The following is a 20,174-nucleotide window of genomic DNA, read 5'->3' as shown; positions in this document are numbered from 1 at the left end:
GGTCCCCTTCGCCTCTAACCAGGGCGTGCCGCGCATGGCCTCGGCATGCACATCACAAGCTCCCTCGCGATCGGCGAGGGCCCGGCCGCAAGGCCACTTCCGAAGGAGGAAAACATGTCCAACGCTTCTGCCGCGGCCATCGTGTTCTTCTCCGGCGCTCCCTTCTGGGTCGTCATCCTCGTCGCACTGTTCACCAACGAGCACACGACGAAGCTCCTCGCCCTGTGGTCGGAGGCCGTCATTGACGTCCTCGTGGCCCTTTGCGGCGAAGGGCTGACGATGCGAGTCGCGCTCCTGCGCGAAGCTCGCCGCACCCGCTAGAGCACCGGAAAAAACACGTTTCCCACCTTCATGCAGGAGAACTCTGTCTACTAGCGGCCGATAAGGGTACCTCTAACGAAAATCTATCGAGGTATAACCCAACCCTGCGGCCTAGGCGATGGCATCAGCAAGCGGGGAAGTGAGGACATCGACCGATGTCGTATTCGTCCGAGAGTGCGGGCGTTCAGGGCCCGGCTATGGAGACCGGCGGCCAGACATGCCGGGGCAGACAAACTCTCGGTGTTGTCCTGCGGAGCAATTTCGCCGTCTTTGGAGCCAAACGGATCGTCGTCTCCGACGCCGAGGCGTAGGGCAGGAGGCACAGGTCACGTGACCAGCGCCCCCGCAGTCGGTGCCACGAGCACCGTAACCACGACGAGCCGCACCCTCCTCGGGTGCGGCTCGTCGTGTCCGTGTCGATGATCAGGGGCGGGCGGTGCCCCCGACGGCGCTGACGGCATCGCTGATGGTGCTGTCCGGGTGGGCTTCGCGGTAGGCGCGGACCTCGGCGGAGTCGACGTCGCGGTCGAGACTCCGGGACGGGCGGCCGACGACGCTCTTGCCCGCGAGGAACGCCGAGGCGAGGGCGGCAACGATCAACAGCATCCCGACGGTGCGATCGGCCGTGAAGAAGACGACCAGGGCGATCGCCGTCAGGACGAGCGGGGCGAGGGCGCGGAGCCAGTTCGTCATGAGAAGCACTGCTCCTTGATCTGCGTGATGCCGATGAGCTCACCGGCGAGCGCGGCAGCGGCGCCGCCCAACGCCTTGACCTTCTCGTACGAGAAGCTCGCGCCCCACATGATTTTGGCCGCCTCGGTGACACCGCCCAGCTGCTTGATGAGCGCCTTGGCTTTGAGGATCTTCGCCGCCGGGAAGGCGGTCGAAGCAATGACGGTGGCGATCGCACCGGCGCAACCGAGGACGTTCGCCTGGAGGGTGACCTCTCCCCCGCCTGCGTTCGGGGCCGGGGTGTTCTCGGCGAGCCACTGCTGCGTGGCCGCGTCTCCGGCTCGGAGCACCGAATCGGGGATGCGTTCGATGATCGAGAGCGCCTCCTCCATCTCGGCCAACTGTGCTTCGGTGGGGGCGGGGGCGGCTTCTTGCTGGGTCGCCGACACGGTCTGCGCCGACGAGGTCTGAGTCGGTGCAGCCTGCGCGGCAGTCGCCCCACCGAAGGCGAGCGCGATGCCCAGGGTGCCGGCGAGGAATGTGGTGGAGAACTTTCGGGTACAGGTCATTGGTCTGCGTCCTCTCGGTCGAATTCCGTTGGTGTACTGATCGGTCTGGAAAAACGCTAGAACGCCCTCGCCGAGCGATGCCAACTAATTGACGTAATCCTCAGGAATTTCCCCCACGCGATGGAATGCGCGCGAACGAATCGACCACACCCTGCCCCAGTGAACTACCGCCTACCGAACGCCAACGCGCTTCCCGTATGCGCATTCGTGGCGCCGTGCACGATGCAGGCTGGCGAGGCCCCTGTGGAGTCGAGATCCTTTCAGCAGAACTACGCGCCAAACGTCTCCATGAGGGTGAGCGACGACCACAACCCGGTCGGCGGCCGTCAGGCTGTTACTGCTGAGCTGGTCGAGGCTCGGGGCGCAGTCGATCAGGATCAGGTCGTAGTTACCGGCGACGGCTCGCAGGCCTCGTGGAGGCAGCTCTCGCGGCCTGCGTCGGCGATCACGAGCTCGTCGCGTCTGGCACCGAGGGCGACGCCCGCGGTCGGCACGAATTCGAGGCCAGGCCACAGGCCCGGCACCATGACGTCCCGCAGTGTCTCGGGGAGACGGGAGCTGAGGGCGTCCGCGAGTTGGGCCTGGTCATCGTCACCGAGGTCGGCGTCGATAGAGCTGTCTAATGTGCCCGGGGGTCAAGGTCGACGACGAGATTTTGACGTTCTGTCTTGACCGCAGGATGGGGCAGCTGGACACCCCTCGTGATGCGGAGGTGCTGGTTACTCACTGGAGCTCACCGCGTCCCTGTTACCGCTGTGTCACCGCTGGGCCCTGTCGACAAAGAAAAGAGCCCCGGGAACCCTGTAATCACGGGGTCCTCGAGGCTCTTTGTCTGGCGGGCTGTTTGCAGATCCCCTCGATCGTTGCAGACTGGGGCCTCGGACCCCAGACCGAAGCTGGGTTTCCCCCGAATGTCAGAGCGATTTCCCCTGCCAGCCCCCGCAGCCCTCGGGGCGTGTCGGGCTTCCCCTTGCCGCGGCGGCGCCCGCAACCCGGCAAACGTTCTGGAGCCCCAGGCCTCACTGCTGCCAAATTGTTGGTTGCTTGACCGAGGCGGGGAGCCTCGCTTCTGCCTCGTGGTTGATCCTCAAGCATGAACACCCCATGCGCGTACGGCGGGAGACGAACCGTAGGTCACCGCACCGCGGGACTTTTCGAACTCTTCTGCGCCCAAGAGTCGGGGCGTTCCCTTAGCCTCGCACCATGAGCAGCTCGACGATTCGGTCTCAACTGGATCGGAAGCGCGCGCAGAAGGCCGATGCGGAGAAGAAGGCCTCGGCGGCACGAACGAAAGAGAACGCCAAGCGGGCGGATGCGACAAAGGCTCGGACTGCTGCATCCAAGACAAGCAGCGAGTCGACGCGCAAGTCCCGATCGCGGGACGCAAACAGGTACGAGCAGGACGCCAACACCGCCGGCAAGGACGCCGCCGCTTGGCAGACCAAGGCGAGCAAGTACCTAGCCGAAGAAGTAGCTCTTCAAAGGCAGATGTCAGCCGCCGAAGCCTCGGAACTAAGGGCGTCGGAACGAAAGCGTCAGCAGACCGACACTGCCCTAGAAAGGCAACGAGCTCAGCAAGTGACGACAGTCAGGGCCGAGACGGGCCGTCTGCGCGACGAGATGGCGATGCGCTTCGACGTGCACGAGAGGGCAATAGCCGACCTTCGACAGCCGAAGAAAGAGCGCCTCCGCATCCTTATCCTCACCTCGTCAGGCCGAGATGACCGGCGCGTCGGACGCGAGCAGAAGCAAATTCAGGATGCAGTTCGGTTCGCGTCTGGTCGCGACCAGGTTCGACTCGACGTCAGGCCTGCTGCGACGAGCGCAGACCTTCTGAACGGTCTTACGCAGGGCACCCCTCACGTCGTGCACTTCTCCGGCCACGGCAACGAGGACGTCATTGTCTTCGAAGAAGATGTCGACGCCCACAATGACGGTCATACGATGTCCGGCCGGCTACTGGGGCGTGCTCTACAAGCTGTCGACGAAACTCCGCTTCTCGTCGTCCTCAATGCGTGCAGGACCGCTGCACAGGCTTACCGTGTGACAGAAAGCATCGCGGCCTTCGCTATTGGTCATTCCGACTCAATAGGGAATTCTGACGCCATCAACTACGCGGCACGCTTCTACGCGTCCATCGCGGACGGACAGTCCATCGGCTCCTCGCACGATCTCGCAAAGACAGCTCTAGAGATGATGGGGCTGCCTGATCATGATCTTCCACAGCTGCATGCCGCTGAGGGCTACAACCCTTACGAGACCCGCCTCGTACTGCCCGAGCTACCCCCGGACGCTTAAGGCGTGGGCGCTCAAGGCGTGGGCGCTCAATCACAAAGCGTGAGGCTCGCCACCGTCGGAAACCGTGAGCGTGGCTCGTGTGACAGCATGATGCTGTGAGCGCGCCCGACTTGACCGCTGCAACGATGGGCTCCTTTCGTGACTCCGGAAGTGACCAACACGTCACGCTATTGCTCGGAGCTGGCGCATCAGCAGCGTCAGGCTTGCCCGGGTGGGAGGAGCTGGCAGTCCGGCTCCTTCGTGCCTCTGGGTCAGTTCCCGATGAGGACGCCGCGTGGTTGCTGGTTAATCGACAAGACCCTTTGCTCGTAGCGGAAGCGGCACGCCGGCGGCTCGGGAAGCGTTGGGACCAATACGTTCGAGCAGCGCTCTATTCGAATCTCAATGACTTGTCCCCGTCACCTCTGCACATTGCGGCAGCAAGCCACGCATTGGCCGGGGATTTGGGAGAGTCCACGGTCATCACCCTGAATTTCGACACGCTTATCGAGGATGCAATCGACGAAGCTGGCGATGCGGTCACTGCTGAGCCCCGAATCGACGACCAGCGGCCTGCTGGAACGATTCCGGTGCATCACCTCCACGGCGTTGCATCAGTGCGCGAGAGCCAAGATGTCGTGCTTACCCTTTCCGACTTTAACGAGCTGCTAGGAGACCCGGATTCGTGGCAGCAACGCCTGCTTATCGCGTGCGCCAAGAAAGGGGCCATCGTGATCGCAGGAACGTCCTACCGCGACCCCGACGTCCGGCGTTGGCTACACGTGGCCCTGGCCGCTCCCGACGCATCGAACGCGTTGGTACTTCTGGCCAGGGAATCGTTTCACGTCACAAGGCCGGAGTTCGACCAGATCAAGGAGGCGTTGGCTGATCAGTGGAGCGCAGCGGGTCTTACTCCCGTGATCCTCGAAGACCACTCGGATGCCGCGCAGATCATTCGAGAGTTGCGGCATCTACATGCACCCGGCTACCGCGCACCGCAGGAGCGAGCTGCCACTCTGTGGCAGGCGCATGTCGATTCATTTCAGGACCTGCAGCAGGCGTACTCAGATCAGCTGCTTTCGGACGCCACCTCGCTCTGCACGGCGTTTAACGTCGACCGCCTGAACGCAACGCTATGGATCGCAGACGGGCAAGGCAACGTTGCTCGTTACGCAGCTCAAGATCGCTGCTTCCGCTCCATCGACGATGTGCGCCACGTGCCTAGCGGTCACGACAGCCAGTGGATCGCGGGCCGTGCGCTCGGCGCCGAAGCGACGGTGTTTCAGGACCTGCAAGAGGGAACGACGAGTCGCTGGGGTACCGTCTTTGCCACCCCAATTCGCGTGGAACTCGACGGTCTTCCGGGAATCGCGTCAGCCGTTCTAAGCGTTGGCTTGCCTGGAAGCGCCGAGACCTACTTCCAGTCGACGGCAATGTGGATGGACACGACACTTGACATCGCGGTCGACTGGGGCGAACGGCTCGTTGCATCTACCGGATCCGTGTCCAGGACGTAGACTCCAAATTAGGTAGGAGGCAGACATGGCAAACGGCTACTCACTTCAGAGCCTAGGGAACGGGGCATACCGCGTCAGCGGCATCCGAGTAAACCCGACGACCGGCAAGTATGTGACGCGGAGCAGCGCGAGCGCTCAGGCCAAGAAGACGGCGCCTTCCCCCGAGAACGATCAGTCCAAGAAGAAGTGAGGTTCGGGCCACGGGGCCGCCGAGCCGACAGTCGTTCCGACGCATCTCTCCGGGTCCCGCACGTCAGAAGCGCGTGCTAACTCGGTTGCGAATTCCGACCCGAATGTCAGTGGTCTGCACCCCTCGTGCGTTTAGTTGTTGCCGCATCTGCTGAAAAACCGGTGCGACGCCCTTGGGGTCGGAAATCGTGAGGACCGCGGCGAACTCGACGCCCTTAATCGGGAGCGGCTCTTCCGCGCGGGTCAGGTACTCAACAAAGAACCGCCACGTCGAGCTGCTGCCACGTCCACGCATGTTGGCCGTCTCGAAGCTCTTCACGACCTGCCACTTGTGATTCTCTCGCAGCCGCTCGCGTTCGGTCTTTGGGTTGGCCATGGCGTTGGGGTTGTGGACAGGCTTCAGCACATTGTTGAACCCGCCATCCTCATTTTGCTGCATGAGCTTAGCGTCGATGTTGACGCGAATGCGTTCGTCCCCGTGCTCGTAGGCAAGAACCGGCCGCGCAACCAGAGTCAGCCGGGCATACCCGCGGCACTTACCGTTTGTGGTTAGGGCAGCCGGCCAGGAGAAGTCCAAACTGTGCTCCTCGCGTGGCAGCACAGTGCTGTTAAAGACCATTACGATTTCCGAGTCGGGACGCTCCAGAGTGTGGTGCGTCTGGCTGGGCACGCCGAAACCTGCAAGCTGGGTTGCGACTGCACCGATTGACCCCTTCTGAAGTTGCTTCGGCATTCTCGCCTCGTGGATTAGGAGAGCCAGGAGCACCTCACGGGGCACATCCCCCTGAATGGCGACGTCGAGGTCAGCGAGCTCGCGCGCGACAAGGGGCGCCGCGAAGCTGGTCCCGCAGTCCGTGACTTCCGCTCCGGCCTCATCGACTGAGACCAGGCCGTAACCAGCGACGCTGTCGTACGTGCCGCTACCGCCGATATGCGCAAGATCTGGTTTTGTAGCTCCGCGCAACCCCGGCCCTCTTCGACTGTACCTAGTGAGGGCATAGGGCACCTGTCCACCAATTCCAGGTGGGTTCAACGCACTTACTGACAGGTTAAACAAACTCTCAGCGGGTTCCGAGACCGTCGTCCTCGTCTCCCGAACCAGCGCAGCAAGGTTACGGTCAGGATTCGTACCCCACTCGGCACGTTGATCACTAGGCACAAGGTTACCGCCGGATATCACAAATATGACGTCGTGCTGTCGCGCTATCTCGTCCAAACGCTGCGCCGTGAAGCCGTAACGCGCGTCGTCGCCGGGCCCGTCAAAATTTACGCTTAAGTTGAATATTCGGACGTCATACCGTTTCCTGGCATCTCGGACAGCGTCTTCAATTTCGTCGAGAAACTCCGCGGCTCCACCGGGGTAGTAGCGGCCAAAGTTGACACCAGTGCCTCCAGGGTCCGCTGGCAGCACCTTAAGGTCCAGTATCCGGCAGGCCGGACGTGATGAATCCAAAAGCGACGGGTTAAGCGGTCCTGCCGCGATCAGGAGGCCACTGATGAACGTGCCATGCTCCGCGTCCGTGTCCGATGGACTTATCACCGTCCAGCGGTCGACAACCCAAGGGTCGAGCACGGGCCCAACGCCCCCATCCAGTACACCGATGATTGGCAGGGTCTGTTCGTCGGGGCCCGGGAGGACGGGCAATGCCAGGGCGCCGGTGGCTGCAGCCTCTCCCTGCGTGGCTGAGGGGAGCGGCGGGAGCGCGATGGAGCGTACGAGCGGGTTGCGTTCGAGAGCGTTGAGAACACGCGCATGTTCGTCGACGTCGACGTTGGGGGCTGGGTTCCCGCGGCTTCGAAGCGCGGTTCCGACTTCCTCGAGTGTGATTCCGAGTTCAGTACGCCCGGGGACGCCTGGTTCAAGCACAGCCACAGATAGAGCAAGCGGGCCGCCCACCCCGCGAGCCGCTTGCGCATTTATGTCAACGGAGACGTTGGTGAGGTCGTTCTCGAGCGCTCGCGCTGCGCTCTGGCCAGCAGATGTCAGAGATGCCGGTGCTGACACCCCACCAAATGGGAAGAGCTCCACGTGGTATCTGCCACCCGACCCGGACCGACTCAGCCACGCAACCCCATCCTCAGCATCGAAGGCACGCTTGTCTGCGACAGACCACAGCTCAATGCTCGCGATTGCAGACGCTTCGCACCGGGCTCTCGTCGGGTTCGCGACGATCTCTCCAGTTTTTAGCGTTTTGGTACCGACGCTGAGTTCAGCTTGACGGAGCCGCTCAAGGACTCCACGAAGCGTCTCCGGGGTACAGGCGAAGATTGGTTCTCCAATGCCCCGCGTGGCCACATGAGGAACTGCATTCTTCTTGAACAGGCGTATCTGCGGCCGGTGTGTTTTCGCGATGGCTTGGGAACTCATCTTGACGATTACAAAACCCAAGCCATTGTAATCATTCATGTACGTAGGCACTTTTAGTGCGCTAATGATGCTGGCGAGTTGCGTCGTCAACCGCACCTGATGGCGAGCAAATCCAGCGTCATTGCCTGCGAAAAAATCGGTACCGGCGGAATTTGGGGACGGTTTGTCGCGCCGTTGCGTCAGCCGCTGCGGGTTTGTGACGATCTGGACTGGCTGGTTAGGCATTGCCATCCTCGCTCTGAATTTTATTCACTAGGCGGCTTACGGTCTTGGTGCTGATGCCGAACAAATGTGCCAGTTCACCCTGGGAGAAGTGAAGAGTGTCACTCAGGACTAGATCGGCGATGAGAGCTTCTCGGTTCGGCCACTCAGGACGATCCGCTGCACCAAAACGCGCCGCAGTGGAAGCCGTGACCTGCATGATCAATTGCACTGCGTCGGTGCGGGCTAGACCGTCCACAATTTGGCGCTTCCGCCATTTCTTGCACACCGTGGTCACCTCCGCCCCTGAAAAGCCATCGGTCATCCAGACGATGAGCTTCGCTTCCGCCTCGATGCCGGGGGTGTCGCCCAAAGCTGCGGCGACAATGGCAATTCGTTCGGGAACGGCAGGTACGGGGATCGGCACCTGCACCTCGAACCGACGCCAAACTGCTGGATCAAGGAGCGCTTCGTGGTTGGTCAATCCCAGAGTGATGCCGATCGCGGCGCGACCATCCATGTTCTGTAGGAGCGCGTTCACAACTCGTTTGATCTCCCCAACTTCGTTGGGGTCGTCTCGAAGCTTCGCTATGGCGTCGAACTCGTCGAGAATGAGGACGCACTCGTACCTGTTTGCGAACTCAAACAACGAGCCGAGGTTGCGCGCTGTTGTCCCGAGCAGAGAGCTGATAAGACCGTCAAGACGGGCAACAACTGCCGGCAAATTTAGCTCCTTGGCGAGCCAAAGCGCGAGCGATGTCTTTCCTGTCCCGGGCGGGCCGTAGGCCAACGCGGTCAATGACGGATGCAGGCCAGCCTGCAGTAATTGCTCCTGATGATCCCATTCCTTGGTCAGTGACTGCACCATCTCCGTCACGACGTCGTTGAAGATAGGTCGACTCGCAGTGTTCTGCTCAGGGAACACAACCGTCGCAAGCGGGGCCGCGCTCTCTGGATCAACCGGCACCGGCACACCCACCGCCATACGTTCCAACGCGGAGACTGCGCTTCGAGCAACGCGGCTTGGCGCAGCTCGGCGAGGGCGGGAAGCGGCAGAAATCATCTTCTGAAGGGCATCAGCGTCGCCGTCACCAGAACTGCGAAGCGCGGCCTCGAGGCGAACCAGCTGATGAGCAACGACCTCCCGGTTATCCGCCGCCAGCGCGGCGCGGCCGATGGCCTTGACGATCGAGAAGTGCTCCATACGGACATACTAAGACCCCGATCAGACATTTCTGACGAGCTGAGGGACACGCTGCACACAACGAGAGACAGCCACACACCCACTTGGGTCTCATTTGGGCTTGCCCAAACGTCGAGAATGAGCCTGTCGCGTCCACTCAGACACGATCAAGCAGGTGCGCAATGCGATGTGGAACCAAGGGCTCGCCCGGAACGACATAGCGCGTTAGTTGCGAACTCACCAGGCCTGACGAGCAGCCTTGGATCGACCACGGCGGTCGCTATTCGGCCCTCCTCCAACCCCCTCTGCGAGCAGGCGAACGACCCCGCGAAGTGGAGGCGCCGGCAGAAGCTGGCCGCCACCGGGTGAGCGGGGCGGCTAAAGCCGCCCGAGCGTAAATGTGGAGGTCGGGGTGGATGCCCCCGCCCCGCCTGTCGCCCCAGAAGTGGGCACAGCGGGCGTCCACTTGTGGACTTGGAGGCAGCACCTTGCGGCGACCGCGATGTCAGCGACGCGTTTGACGTCATGAGCCGCTGGCAGAGACGAAAAGTTCCCGTGATGCATCCCCCTGCCGCTGAGCCGGAAGGTGAAGCATCCGTCTACCTGGTCCGACGATGCCGAGTCAACGGCCTGAACCAGCTTTGTACCCCGGGGGCGGAAACGGTTAGCGAGTAGTGCACAACCGGTGGCGAGGTAGGACGTCGATGCCGGACATGGCCGACGTGCCCGCATAGGGCCGGTATGGCCGTAACCATCAGCGGACCGTGCTGGGATCGATGCCGAGAATCGAAAGGGAGCTAACGCATGACGACACCTTCCCTAGGTAAGCTTCTCTCACTAAGCGAAGGGTGGGTCAGTGACGACCACGGATGAGCGCACGGACGTCAGCCAAACGGAGACTGCCGCACCTGCGGATCACGACTATCAGGCGTACTGGACCACCCAGGGCAGTAGCAACTGGTTGCGCCGCGTGCTCGACGAGGTGGCCGCGTGGAGTAGAGACAAGCTCGGGGTCGAAATCGACCCGGGTGTCGAAGGCGAAGCAGTCGGCTCACCCCCAACACGCCGAGTCGAAGTCTTGCACCGTCGCGCAGGACGCGAGGACGGGGTCCGGGTCCGCGCGTGGAACACAAATCGGGGGACAACGTTTGTTGTGACCATCGTCGCTGTGGACGGCCCGAGTGGAGGATGGGTCAGCGTCCGGACGGCTTCCTCTGACCGGCGACGGGCAGCGAAACCGAAGGTCGCGGACATGATCCTCGACGTCGTTGATCTCTCAGATGTTGGTCCCGTCCGCACCGGTGTGCGGCACGTATCGAACGCCGGGCTCAAGGAGCTTCAGGAACTGATTGATGACCCGACTCGTCGTCTCCCGGTTCTTGTCGCCGCACCCATCGACGGGATCGAATTCGAACAGTGGATGCAGGGTGTGCGCCGGTGGACTCGACGATGCGCGGGCATCGCACATGTGGTCTCGCTCGATCCAATCTCCGCTGAGCAGTTTCGCGCTCTGCACGGTCGGCGTGCCGTGGGGGCTGGGACGCTACGGACTTACCCACCGGACGTGGATCTAGACGACCCCGCCACTGAAGCCGCGGCGCGCTGGCTGACGACGCGGACCCTCGCCGGACTGGATGCCGACATCGAACGGACCGTCGAGCGGTTCGTTCGTCAGTACCAGAAGCCACTGCCCCCGACGGTTCGAGAGTGGAACAGGGCCTTCGACCGCACCGCCGCGCAGCGGCTCCGTTCCGCGGTCGAACCAAATGCCGTGCCGCTAAGCGAACGCGTCGCAGCCCGACAGGCTGCGCGACCGGCGTTGAAGCCCACCATGGTCGATACGATTGGCCTATCCGTTCCCGCGGTAGCGCCAGTAGCGGCGGAAGACCTCTCGGCGGATGTCATCGTCGCGCTCCGCACCGAGGTAGCGACCGCAAATTCCGCGCGAGCAGAGGCTCTCCGCCAGCTGATGGAGCTGCAAGACTTCCTCGGCCTGCCGGATCTCCTCGAGTCGACGTTGCTCGAACTACTTGATGCCGCGACACGAACCGTGCCGGACGCAGAATCGGTTCAGCGCTTGCTCTCGGACAACGACGAACTCCGCGGCAAGGTCGAGTTGCTGGAGGACACGTTGGAGGGCGAACGATCCGATGCTGCTGCGGTCACCCGAGAACGGGATCGCCTTGACGTGCAGTTCGCGGCAAAGAACCGGGAGGCCGCATTCCTACGCAGCAAGGTGATCGAGCATGACCCAGCGAACGCGTACAGCTGGGTGGACGACAACGGACCGGCGAACCCGCTCGGCTCAAGCCCCGCCGACTGGGACGCCCTCCTCACCGATCCCAGACTCGCCACTCACCAAATCGTCATCACCGGGAACCTACGGACTGTAAAAGCGGTGAAAGCGCTCGACCTCGACCAAGCCGGGCTCCGCGCGGCCTGGGACGCGTTGGGCACTATGGCTGCCTACCGGGCGTCGCGCCTCGATGGGGTGTGGGACAGCAGCGTGCACGCGTTCTGCGAATCCGGTCCTGCTGACCGGTTCCACGTCCCACCGAACAAGCACGCCCGAGACGAAACAAGCGACACCCGCGCGCGATTCGGCGATCATCGCCTCCTTCCCGTGCCGAAGGAGGTCGACCCTACTGGGCACGTGCATATGTGGTCTCACTTCAAGCCGCATAGCTGGTCAGCGCAGCAAAAGCTTCGAATCCACTATTACGACCAGGTCTCTAACGACGGATGCATCTACATCGGCCACATAGGCGAACACCTTCCGTCAAGTTCGACGGACAAGATCCGCCGCTGAACGGCCCCAAACCGTGGCACCGCCCTCTCTAATGCCGCGCCGGGCCACGCTCGTCGACTCGGAGCCCCAGTCGCTCTGCTGGGCCAAGCCCCCGGCTCGCTCCTTCACCGAGGCGTACTTGACGACGCCATGGGCAGTCGCGCCCCTTTGTGTTGGCTTCAAAGAGTCTGACCGCAATTCGGCTCTCCTGCGAGCGGGGGCGCTGCGGTCCGGACTGCGATACCACGCTCTCCCCGTACCCGGGGGCTGAGAGCAGCTAGCGATGGGGCGCCAGATTGGCCGCGGTCCGCAATGCCTCGGCGGCAACGTAACTAGTTGCGATCGACAGGCCCAGCTGGGCGTAGGCAGCCACCAGCGCGCCAACTCGATGACGAACGTCCCGCTCGAGTTCGCCTCGCTCTTTGCCGATGTTCCGGTCCGTTGCGAAGCACTGGAGCTGGTCGTGCACATGATCCCAACGAACGGCTACCTGAGCTTCACGGCCGGCCCCTGCTTCTACGAAGGTGACGTACCCGAAGGGCCTGCCGTCTTTCATGCTCAGGTCGACCGTGTCCAAGTGCCACCCGTTTAAGCCGACTGCGCGCCCAATGGCACAGAGGAAGCGGTCTAGAGGTCCCAAACCCCTCGCCGGCAAGGGCGTCTAGGCCCAGAAACGGAAGAAAGCCCCCGAACTACTCGGGGGCTTTCTTCTCGGGCTGAGTTCCGCAAACGAATTTCGGATGATGCGCAAACAACCCTCTGGCGGTACCGGTGGGATTTGAACCCACGGTGGAGTTAACCCCCACACATGTTTTCGAGACATGATCCTTCGGCCGCTCGGACACGGTACCGAGGACGAGTTTAGTACATCCGGCGGCAGGGACGAAACCGGGTGACGGCTCGTCCACCGCACCGCGCCTCCTCGGGGTCGTGCACAGGCTGCCGTGATGGTCGGCACGGGCATCGGAGCCCGGCGTAGCCTCGGCCCATGCCCTCACGCCACACCGTCACCGCCTTCCTCTCGGGCGTCGGCGTCACCCTCGCCACCACGGCCGCCGCGGGCGCCGGTGTCAACCGGTTCATGCAGCGGCGCAACGCCGCCGCCGCCGACCTCAACGCGCTGTTGCCCGTCCACTCCGCCTGGTGGCGCGACCGCTTCGACCGCAAGGGCAAGCTGCTCTACGTCGCGATGGGCGACTCCGCCGCGCAGGGCATCGGCGCCTCGAGCCCGGCCCGCAGCTACGTCGGCCGCCTCTCCGCGTACATGCGCCGCCAGAGCCACACCTCGCTGCGGGTCGTCAACCTCAGCGTCAGCGGCTCGACCACCTGGCTCTGCCGCAAAGACCAGTTGCCGAAGTTCGAGAAGTACGAACCCGATGTCGTCACCGTGGCCATCGGCGCGAACGACATCATCCAGTTCAACCCCGAGTCGTTCGAGAAGAACCTCCGCGTCATCTACGGCGCCCTGCCCTCGCACGCCATCGTCGGCGACCTTCCCGCCATGTGGATTCCCGACCGCGAGAAGAAGCTCGTCGAGGCCAACGCCATCGTCCGCCGCGTCGCCGGCGAGTTCGGCCTCACCCTCGCCCCGCTCTACGAGACCACCCGCAGCCAGGGCTTCTTCCGCACCTACCGCAACTCGGCCGGCGACCTCTTCCATCCCAACGACCGCGGCTACCGCGTCTGGGCCTCGGCCTTCGAACCCGCCATCGCCGCCCGCCTGGCCCGCATCGCCGCCGACGAGGCCGCCACCGCCCACGAAGCCCGCGAGGCCGAGGCCGTCGCAGCCCATACGGCCGCCCAGGCGACCGACGCGGCGGCGACCCCAGGAGGCGCGGCCACGTCCCCGACGCAGGCCTCCTCCGATGTCGGGGGCGCCTCCTAGGCTGACAGCATGGCCCGCCCCACCACTCCCCCGTTCCGCTGCACCGAGTGCGGCTGGACGAGCCTGAAATGGGCCGGCCGGTGCGGCGAGTGCCAGCGGTGGGGCACCGTCGTCGACGTCACCTCGGCACTGGTCAGCGCCCGCGGCACCGCCTCGGTCCGCGTCGAAGGCGACCGCATCGCCCGACCCATCACGCAGGTCGAGGCCAACAGCGTCGCGTACTGGCCGAGCGGTATCGCCGAGTTCGACCGCGTCCTCGGCGGCGGCATCGTGCCCGGCGCCGCCATCCTGTTGAGTGGCGAACCCGGTGTCGGCAAGTCGACCCTGCTGCTCGAGGTGGCCTCGCGTGCCGCCGCCACGGGTGCCCGCGTCCTCTACGTCACCGCCGAAGAGAGCGCCTCGCAGGTCCGCCTCCGGGCCCAACGCACCGGTGCCATGCACGACAACCTCTTCCTCGCCGCCGAGGTCGACCTCGCGGTCATCCTCGGCCAGATCGACCAGGTCGACCCGCAACTCGTCATCGTCGACTCGGTGCAGACCGTCTCGTCCTCGAGCATCGACGGCATCGCCGGCGGCACCTCGCAGGTGCGCGAGGTCGCCTCGACCCTGATCCGGGTCAGCAAAGACCGCAACCTGCCCGTCCTGCTCGTCGGCCACGTCACGAAAGACGGCACCATCGCCGGTCCCCGTCTGCTCGAACACCTCGTCGACGTCGTCTGCCAGTTCGAAGGCGACCGCCAGACCGCCCTCCGCTTCATCCGCGCCCACAAGAACCGATTCGGTCCCACCGACGAGGTCGGCTGCTTCGAGATGACCGGCGACGGCATCGCCGAGGTCGCCGACCCCAGCGGCCTCTTCATGTCCCGCAACGGCACCCCGGTCAGCGGCACCTGCATCACCGTCGCGATGGAGGGCCGCCGGGCCCTGCCGGTCGAGGTCCAGGCGCTCATCGTCGCCAGCTCGACGCCCCAACCCCGTCGCGTCGTCAACGGTGTCGACTCGTCGCGCGTCGCCATGCTGCTCGCCGTTCTCGAACGTCGAGCAGGCATCCGCCTCGGCGACGCCGACGTCTACGTCAGCACCGTCGGCGGCATCAAGATCACCGAACCCGGTGCCGACCTCGCCATCGCACTCGCCCTGGCCAGCGCCAGCCGAGAGAAGCCCTTCCCCCAGACCATGGCCGCCGTCGGCGAGATCAGCCTCGCCGGCGAGATCCGCCCCGTCTCCTCGCCCAAGCAGCGCGCGTCAGAAGCACGGCGCCTCGGCTTCACCCAGCTCGTCGACGCCGAATCGGGCAACCTGCGCGAAGCTCTCCGCCGGGCGTTCAGTGCCGCGGGCTCCGAACGCGACCGCGAGCTCGACCGCGCCTTCTGAACCGCACGTCCCACACCGGGGCACGTCCCGCCACCGCCCCGGCCCGACGCCTGCACCCCGCTCCACGCGGATTCTCAGCCCACACGCCGCGACGGTCCCGGCCAACGCCCTGACCGGCCCTTAACCTGTGCGCATGTCGACGTTCAAGAACCCGGTCGGGCCACAACCGCCCTCGGTCTACTGGCGTCGTCGCGCGGTGCTCGCGCTCGGTCTGATCGCGGTCGTGGTCATCATCGTGTTGATCGTCGTCCGTCCCGGCTCGGGCTCAGCCGAACCCGGTGCCGCCGCGACGACCTCCGCGCCCGCGGCCGATCCCGCTCCGAGCGAGTCGGCCGCCACCGAAACCGCTCCCGCGGCCGACGCCACGGCCGACCCGGCCGACACCTCGACCGAGGGCGCCTCCGACGCCGCGACCTGCTCGACCCGCGACATCGAGCTCGAGCCCGTCACCGACAAGACGACCTACGCCGCCACCGAGTTGCCGCAGATCTCGATGTCGATCACCAACTCGGGTCGGGCCGACTGCTCGATCGACCTGGGTTCGGCCCAGCAGACCCTCGTCATCTCGAGTGGCGAAGAGCAGTACTGGTCGTCGAAGGACTGCCAGGTGAACGGCACCAACCAGGTCGTCACGCTCACCGCGGGCCAGACCCTCAGCACTCCCCCGATCGCCTGGGACCGCACCCGCTCGTCCGCCGACACCTGCGAGTCCACCTCGCGCACGCCCGTCACCGGTGGCGGAGCGACCTACCGTCTCGCCGTCTCGGTCGGCGACATCACCTCCGCCGACACCGCCCAGATGATCCTGAACTGACAGTGACCCACCCGTGAACGCAGCCACCCCCTCCTCCGAGCCCGTCGGCCCCCGCGAGCCCGTCGACCCGGCCGACCGCAACGGCACCTTCCGGTCCGAGTCGCTCGAACTCGCCCTCGCCGCCCAGGACGCCGCCGCCGTCGCGTTCGCCCTGCGGCACGACGTCGTCGTCGTCCCGAAGCTCGTGCTGCCGGCCGACACGACCGACGCCGCCCCGTCCACCGGCGGCCCCGACGACGGAGCCCTCCCCGACGAGGGCGACCAGGTGCGCGTCTTCGGTCGCGAGAACACCGACAAGCGAATCCTGCTGCTCTTCTCGTCGGCCGAGGCCTACGCCGCAATGGTCCCCGACGACCCCGACCGTCAGGTCATGCTCTACGACGCGCTCTCGCTGCGGGTGTTCCTCGAGGCCCACCTCGACGTCATCGAGCAGGTCTTCTTCGACATCGCCGGCCCGCACACCATGGCCGCAGCCCCCGAAGACCTCCTCAAGGCCCTCCGCTAGCCCCAGCCCGGGGAAGGACGATTCGGGACCACTCGACCCGCGCCTCCTGGGGTGAGGGACGATTCGGGACCACTCGACCGGCCACGGACACCTAGGGCTAGGGCGACTAGAGCGCGGGCAGCGCCTTGAGCATGCGCGAGTTGCCCAGCGTGTTGGGCTTGACCCGGGCCAGGTCGAGGAACTCGGCGACACCTTCGTCGGTCGAGCGGACGAGCTCGCCGTAGACGTCCGGCGGCACGAGCCCGTCGTCGCCGACGTTGAGGTATCCGTGCTTCTCGAAGAAGTCGACCTCGAACGTCAGGCAGAACAGCCGGCCGATCTCGAGCCGGCGGGCCGCCCCTTCGAGCGACTCGAGGAGGCGGTGGCCGACGCCCTTGCGAATCCACGCGGCGTCGAGGGCGAGCGTCCGCACCTCGGCCAGGTCGTCCCACATGACGTGCAGCGCACCGCAGCCGATCGGCACCCCGTCGGGCCCGACCGCGATCTGGAACTCCTGGACGTCGCCGTACAGCGTCACGAGGTCTTTGCCGAGCAGGATGCGCTTCTGCACGAACGGCTCGCACAGCCGCTGGATGTGGGGCACGTCGCTGACGACGGCGTTGCGCACCGTGATGCCGTGCCGGTCGGCACCGCCGAGCCCGCCGGCACCGATGGGCGCGTCTGCCGCGTCTGACATGGGACTCCCTCGAAGACGACGACCCGAGGAGGCGCGGGCCGTCGCCCAGCCTAGCGACGCGTTCGCGACCCGTCCCCGGGTACGCCGAAGGGCGGCCTCTCTCGTGAGAGACCGCCCCTGGCGTCGAAGGCGACTCGCGCCTCCTTCGGTATGACCGTCGTGCCGGTGTCGCTGTCGTGCTGGTGTCGCGCCTAGCTCTCGAGCTCGGGGGCGTCGCCCACGAGGACCTCTTCGCGACCCGGCTGACGCGAGGTGGCGAACGTGAACTCTCCGTCGACGAAGTCGACCTGGACGTGGTCGCCCGCGTTGAGCTCACCCTGCAGGATGCGCTCGGACAGACGGTCCTCGACCTCGTGCTGGATCGCACGACGCAGCGGCCGGGCACCGAGCGACGGGTCGAACCCGATCTCGATGAGCCTCTCTTTCGCGGACTGCGAGAGGACGGCCGTCATGTCGCGATCGAGCAGACGGTCGGACAGGCGCTTGACGAACAGGTCGACGATCTGCAGCAGTTCGGCCTGGTTGAGCTGCGGGAACACGATGGTCTCGTCGACACGGTTCAGGAACTCGGGCTTGAAGTGCTTCTTGAGCTCTTCGGTGACCTTCGAGCGCATGCGGTCGTACGACGTGGCCGTGTCGCCCTCGATCTGGAAGCCCACGGGGCCGCCCGTGATGTCTTTCGTCCCGAGGTTGGTCGTCATGATGATGACCGTGTTCTTGAAGTCGACGACGCGACCCTGACCGTCGGTGAGGCGACCCTCTTCGAGCACCTGCAACAGCGAGTTGAAGATGTCGGGGTGGGCCTTCTCGATCTCGTCGAACAGCACAACGGAGAACGGCTTGCGGCGGACCTTCTCGGTCAGCTGCCCGCCCTCTTCGAAGCCGACGAACCCGGGAGGGGCACCGAACAGGCGAGAGACGGTGTGCTTCTCGCCGTACTCGGACATGTCGAGCGAGATCAGGGCGCCCTCGTCGTCGAAGAGGAACTCGGCGAGCGCCTTCGCCAGCTCGGTCTTGCCGACGCCCGTGGGCCCGGCGAAGATGAACGAGCCCGAGGGGCGCTTGGGGTCCTTCAGACCCGCACGCGTGCGTCGGATGGTCTTCGAGAGGGCCGCGATGGCCTGCTCCTGACCGATGACGCGCTGGTGCAGCGCCTTCTCCATGAAGACGAGACGCGAGGTCTCTTCTTCGGTGAGCTTGAAGACCGGGATGCCCGTGGCCTGGGCCAGCACCTCGGCGATGATGCCCTCGTCGACGGTTCCGCCGGCTCCGGCCTCGCCCGAACGCCACTGCTTCTCGAGACGGAGCCGCTCACCGAGCAGCTTCTTCTCTTCGTCGCGCAGCGAGGCGGCCTTCTCGAAGTCCTGGTCCTCGATCGCGCCCTCTTTCTGACCGCGGACTCCGGCGATGCGCTCGTCGAACTCGCGCAGCTCGGGCGGCGCGGACAGGATCGACAGACGCAGGCGGGCGCCGGCCTCGTCGATCAGGTCGATGGCCTTGTCGGGCAGGAAGCGGTCGCTGACGTAGCGGTCGGCGAGGTTCGCCGCCGCGACGATGGCGCCGTCGGTGATGGACACCTTGTGGAAGGCCTCGTACTTGTCGCGCAGCCCCTTGAGGATGTTGATCGCGTGGGGCAACGACGGCTCGTTGACCTGTACGGGCTGGAAGCGACGCTCGAGGGCGGCGTCCTTCTCGAAGTGCTTGCGGTACTCGTCGAGCGTGGTCGCACCGATGGTCTGCAGCTCACCGCGGGCGAGCAGCGGCTTGAGGATCGACGCGGCGTCGATGGCACCTTCGGCGGCACCCGCACCCACGAGCGTGTGGATCTCGTCGATGAAGACGATGATGTCGCCCCGCGTGCGGATCTCTTTGGTGACCTTCTTCAGGCGCTCCTCGAAGTCACCGCGGTAGCGGCTGCCGGCGATGAGCGAACCGAGGTCGAGCGAGTAGAGCTGCTTGTCCTTCAGCGTCTCGGGCACCTCGCCCTTGACGATCGCCTGGGCCAGGCCCTCGACCACGGCGGTCTTGCCGACGCCGGGCTCACCGATCAGCACGGGGTTGTTCTTCGAGCGACGGGAGAGGATCTGCATGACCCGCTCCATCTCTTTCTCGCGCCCGATGACCGGGTCGAGCTTGTTGTCGCGCGCGGCCTGCGTCAGGTTGCGACCGAACTGGTCGAGCACCTGGCTGCCGCCCTGCGCACCCTGGGTCTGCTCGCCGCCCACGGCCACCGCCTCTTTCCCCTGGTAGCCGGAGAGGAGCTGGATGACCTGCTGACGCACCCGGTTGAGGTCTGCGCCGAGCTTCACGAGCACCTGGGCGGCGACTCCTTCACCCTCGCGGATGAGGCCGAGCAGGATGTGCTCGGTGCCGATGTAGTTGTGGCCGAGCTGCAGCGCCTCGCGCAGGCTCAGCTCGAGGACCTTCTTCGCCCGAGGCGTGAAGGGGATGTGGCCGGTCGGCTGCTGCTGGCCCTGGCCGATGATGTCTTGCACCTGCTCGCGCACCGCGTCGAGCGAGATGCCCAGCGACTCGAGGGCCTTGGCGGCGACGCCTTCGCCCTCGTGGATGAGACCGAGCAGGATGTGCTCGGTGCCGATGTAGTTGTGGTTGAGCATCTTCGCCTCTTCTTGGGCGAGGACGACGACGCGACGGGCACGGTCGGTGAATCTCTCGAACATCTTCTTTGCTCCCTAGGTGGCGGGGTGGTTGTCGCCACCGAATGTGCATCTGGCGCCCGCAGGGTACGGCACCGGTTTACAGAGAGAGTAACCAGGCCCCGCGGCTTAATCTGCCCCTGTTCGCTGGGGGCATAGAGCAGTGCGCAAGCGGGCT

General features: G+C 65.0%; 17 protein-coding genes and 1 tRNA gene. 9 read left to right on the top strand and 9 right to left on the bottom strand.

What is annotated here, in order from left to right:
• Positions 1–114: 114 nt before the first annotated feature.
• Entirely contained in the window at positions 115–321 is a 207-nt protein-coding gene (locus HRF36_RS07760; protein ID WP_173208655.1) for a hypothetical protein, read from the top strand.
• Between the two features lie 423 nt (positions 322–744).
• Here the strand turns inward: HRF36_RS07760 and HRF36_RS07755 are convergent, their stop codons facing one another.
• From HRF36_RS07755 to HRF36_RS16270, 3 genes are all read right to left on the bottom strand, one after another.
• A complete protein-coding gene (locus tag HRF36_RS07755) occupies positions 745–1,014 on the bottom strand; it encodes a hypothetical protein (protein ID WP_173208653.1) in 270 nt (89 codons plus the stop codon).
• Positions 1,011–1,562, bottom strand: coding sequence for a hypothetical protein (locus HRF36_RS07750; RefSeq protein ID WP_173208651.1), 552 nt, complete (start codon positions 1,560–1,562; stop codon positions 1,011–1,013). Before HRF36_RS07750 ends, HRF36_RS07755 begins: the two co-directional genes overlap by 4 nt.
• Before the next feature lie 171 nt (positions 1,563–1,733).
• The gene (locus tag HRF36_RS16270; RefSeq protein ID WP_371740078.1) at positions 1,734–2,075 is read right to left on the bottom strand and encodes a ParA family protein; all 342 of its coding nucleotides are present in this window, start codon (positions 2,073–2,075) and stop codon (positions 1,734–1,736) included.
• Between the two features lie 690 nt (positions 2,076–2,765).
• Here HRF36_RS16270 and HRF36_RS07740 point away from each other — a divergent pair.
• The 3 genes from HRF36_RS07740 to HRF36_RS15505 all read left to right on the top strand — a co-directional run bounded on the left by HRF36_RS07740 (position 2,766) and on the right by HRF36_RS15505 (position 5,546).
• Positions 2,766–3,860 carry a CHAT domain-containing protein gene (locus tag HRF36_RS07740; protein WP_173208649.1) on the top strand — a complete coding sequence of 365 codons (1,095 nt, stop codon included), beginning with the start codon at positions 2,766–2,768 and terminating at the stop codon, positions 3,858–3,860.
• A gap of 389 nt (positions 3,861–4,249) precedes the next feature.
• A complete protein-coding gene (locus HRF36_RS07735) occupies positions 4,250–5,356 on the top strand; it encodes an SIR2 family protein (protein ID WP_254281158.1) in 1,107 nt (368 codons plus the stop codon).
• Positions 5,357–5,381: 25 nt separating this feature from the next.
• On the top strand, positions 5,382–5,546 hold the full coding sequence (locus HRF36_RS15505) for a hypothetical protein (protein ID WP_217271086.1): 165 nt from the start codon (positions 5,382–5,384) through the stop codon (positions 5,544–5,546).
• A 63-nt stretch (positions 5,547–5,609) separates the two neighbouring features.
• On the opposite strand, the gene HRF36_RS07730 is transcribed toward HRF36_RS15505, so the two are convergent.
• On the bottom strand, positions 5,610–7,913 hold the full coding sequence (locus HRF36_RS07730) for a S8 family peptidase (protein ID WP_217271085.1): 2,304 nt from the start codon (positions 7,911–7,913) through the stop codon (positions 5,610–5,612).
• 217 nt (positions 7,914–8,130) lie between these two features.
• Positions 8,131–9,318 (bottom strand): AAA family ATPase, encoded by a 1,188-nt coding sequence (locus tag HRF36_RS07725; RefSeq protein WP_173208645.1) that lies wholly within the window; start codon positions 9,316–9,318, stop codon positions 8,131–8,133.
• Positions 9,319–10,153: 835 nt separating this feature from the next.
• Here HRF36_RS07725 and HRF36_RS07720 point away from each other — a divergent pair.
• Entirely contained in the window at positions 10,154–12,106 is a 1,953-nt protein-coding gene (locus tag HRF36_RS07720; protein ID WP_173208643.1) for a hypothetical protein, read from the top strand.
• A gap of 256 nt (positions 12,107–12,362) precedes the next feature.
• On the opposite strand, the gene HRF36_RS07715 is transcribed toward HRF36_RS07720, so the two are convergent.
• The gene (locus HRF36_RS07715) at positions 12,363–12,662 is read right to left on the bottom strand and encodes a hypothetical protein (RefSeq protein ID WP_173208641.1); all 300 of its coding nucleotides are present in this window, start codon (positions 12,660–12,662) and stop codon (positions 12,363–12,365) included.
• Between the two features lie 183 nt (positions 12,663–12,845).
• Positions 12,846–12,936, bottom strand: a tRNA-Ser gene (locus tag HRF36_RS07710).
• A 137-nt stretch (positions 12,937–13,073) separates the two neighbouring features.
• Here HRF36_RS07710 and HRF36_RS07705 point away from each other — a divergent pair.
• The 4 genes from HRF36_RS07705 (at position 13,074) to HRF36_RS07690 (ending at position 16,663) form a co-directional block, all read left to right on the top strand.
• Positions 13,074–13,970, top strand: coding sequence for an SGNH/GDSL hydrolase family protein (locus tag HRF36_RS07705; protein ID WP_173208639.1), 897 nt, complete (start codon positions 13,074–13,076; stop codon positions 13,968–13,970).
• Positions 13,971–13,979: 9 nt separating this feature from the next.
• Positions 13,980–15,344 carry a DNA repair protein RadA gene (gene radA / locus HRF36_RS07700; RefSeq protein WP_173208637.1) on the top strand — a complete coding sequence of 455 codons (1,365 nt, stop codon included), beginning with the start codon at positions 13,980–13,982 and terminating at the stop codon, positions 15,342–15,344.
• 133 nt (positions 15,345–15,477) lie between these two features.
• Positions 15,478–16,158, top strand: a complete 681-nt coding sequence (locus tag HRF36_RS07695; RefSeq protein WP_173208635.1) for a hypothetical protein — start codon at positions 15,478–15,480, stop codon at positions 16,156–16,158.
• Between the two features lie 13 nt (positions 16,159–16,171).
• Positions 16,172–16,663: an SseB family protein gene (locus HRF36_RS07690; RefSeq protein WP_217271084.1), complete on the top strand. Its 492-nt coding sequence runs from the start codon at positions 16,172–16,174 to the stop codon at positions 16,661–16,663.
• Positions 16,664–16,769: 106 nt separating this feature from the next.
• On the opposite strand, the gene HRF36_RS07685 is transcribed toward HRF36_RS07690, so the two are convergent.
• Both HRF36_RS07685 and HRF36_RS07680 read right to left on the bottom strand, forming a co-directional pair.
• On the bottom strand, positions 16,770–17,339 hold the full coding sequence (locus tag HRF36_RS07685) for an amino-acid N-acetyltransferase (protein WP_173208633.1): 570 nt from the start codon (positions 17,337–17,339) through the stop codon (positions 16,770–16,772).
• Positions 17,340–17,530: 191 nt separating this feature from the next.
• Entirely contained in the window at positions 17,531–20,020 is a 2,490-nt protein-coding gene (locus HRF36_RS07680) for an ATP-dependent Clp protease ATP-binding subunit (RefSeq protein ID WP_173208631.1), read from the bottom strand.
• Positions 20,021–20,174: the final 154 nt, after the last annotated feature.

This window comes from Frigoribacterium sp. VKM Ac-2836 (genome assembly GCF_013248995.1).
In the GTDB taxonomy this organism is placed as follows: domain Bacteria; phylum Actinomycetota; class Actinomycetes; order Actinomycetales; family Microbacteriaceae; genus Frigoribacterium.
This window is presented reverse-complemented; position numbering and strand designations above follow the sequence as displayed.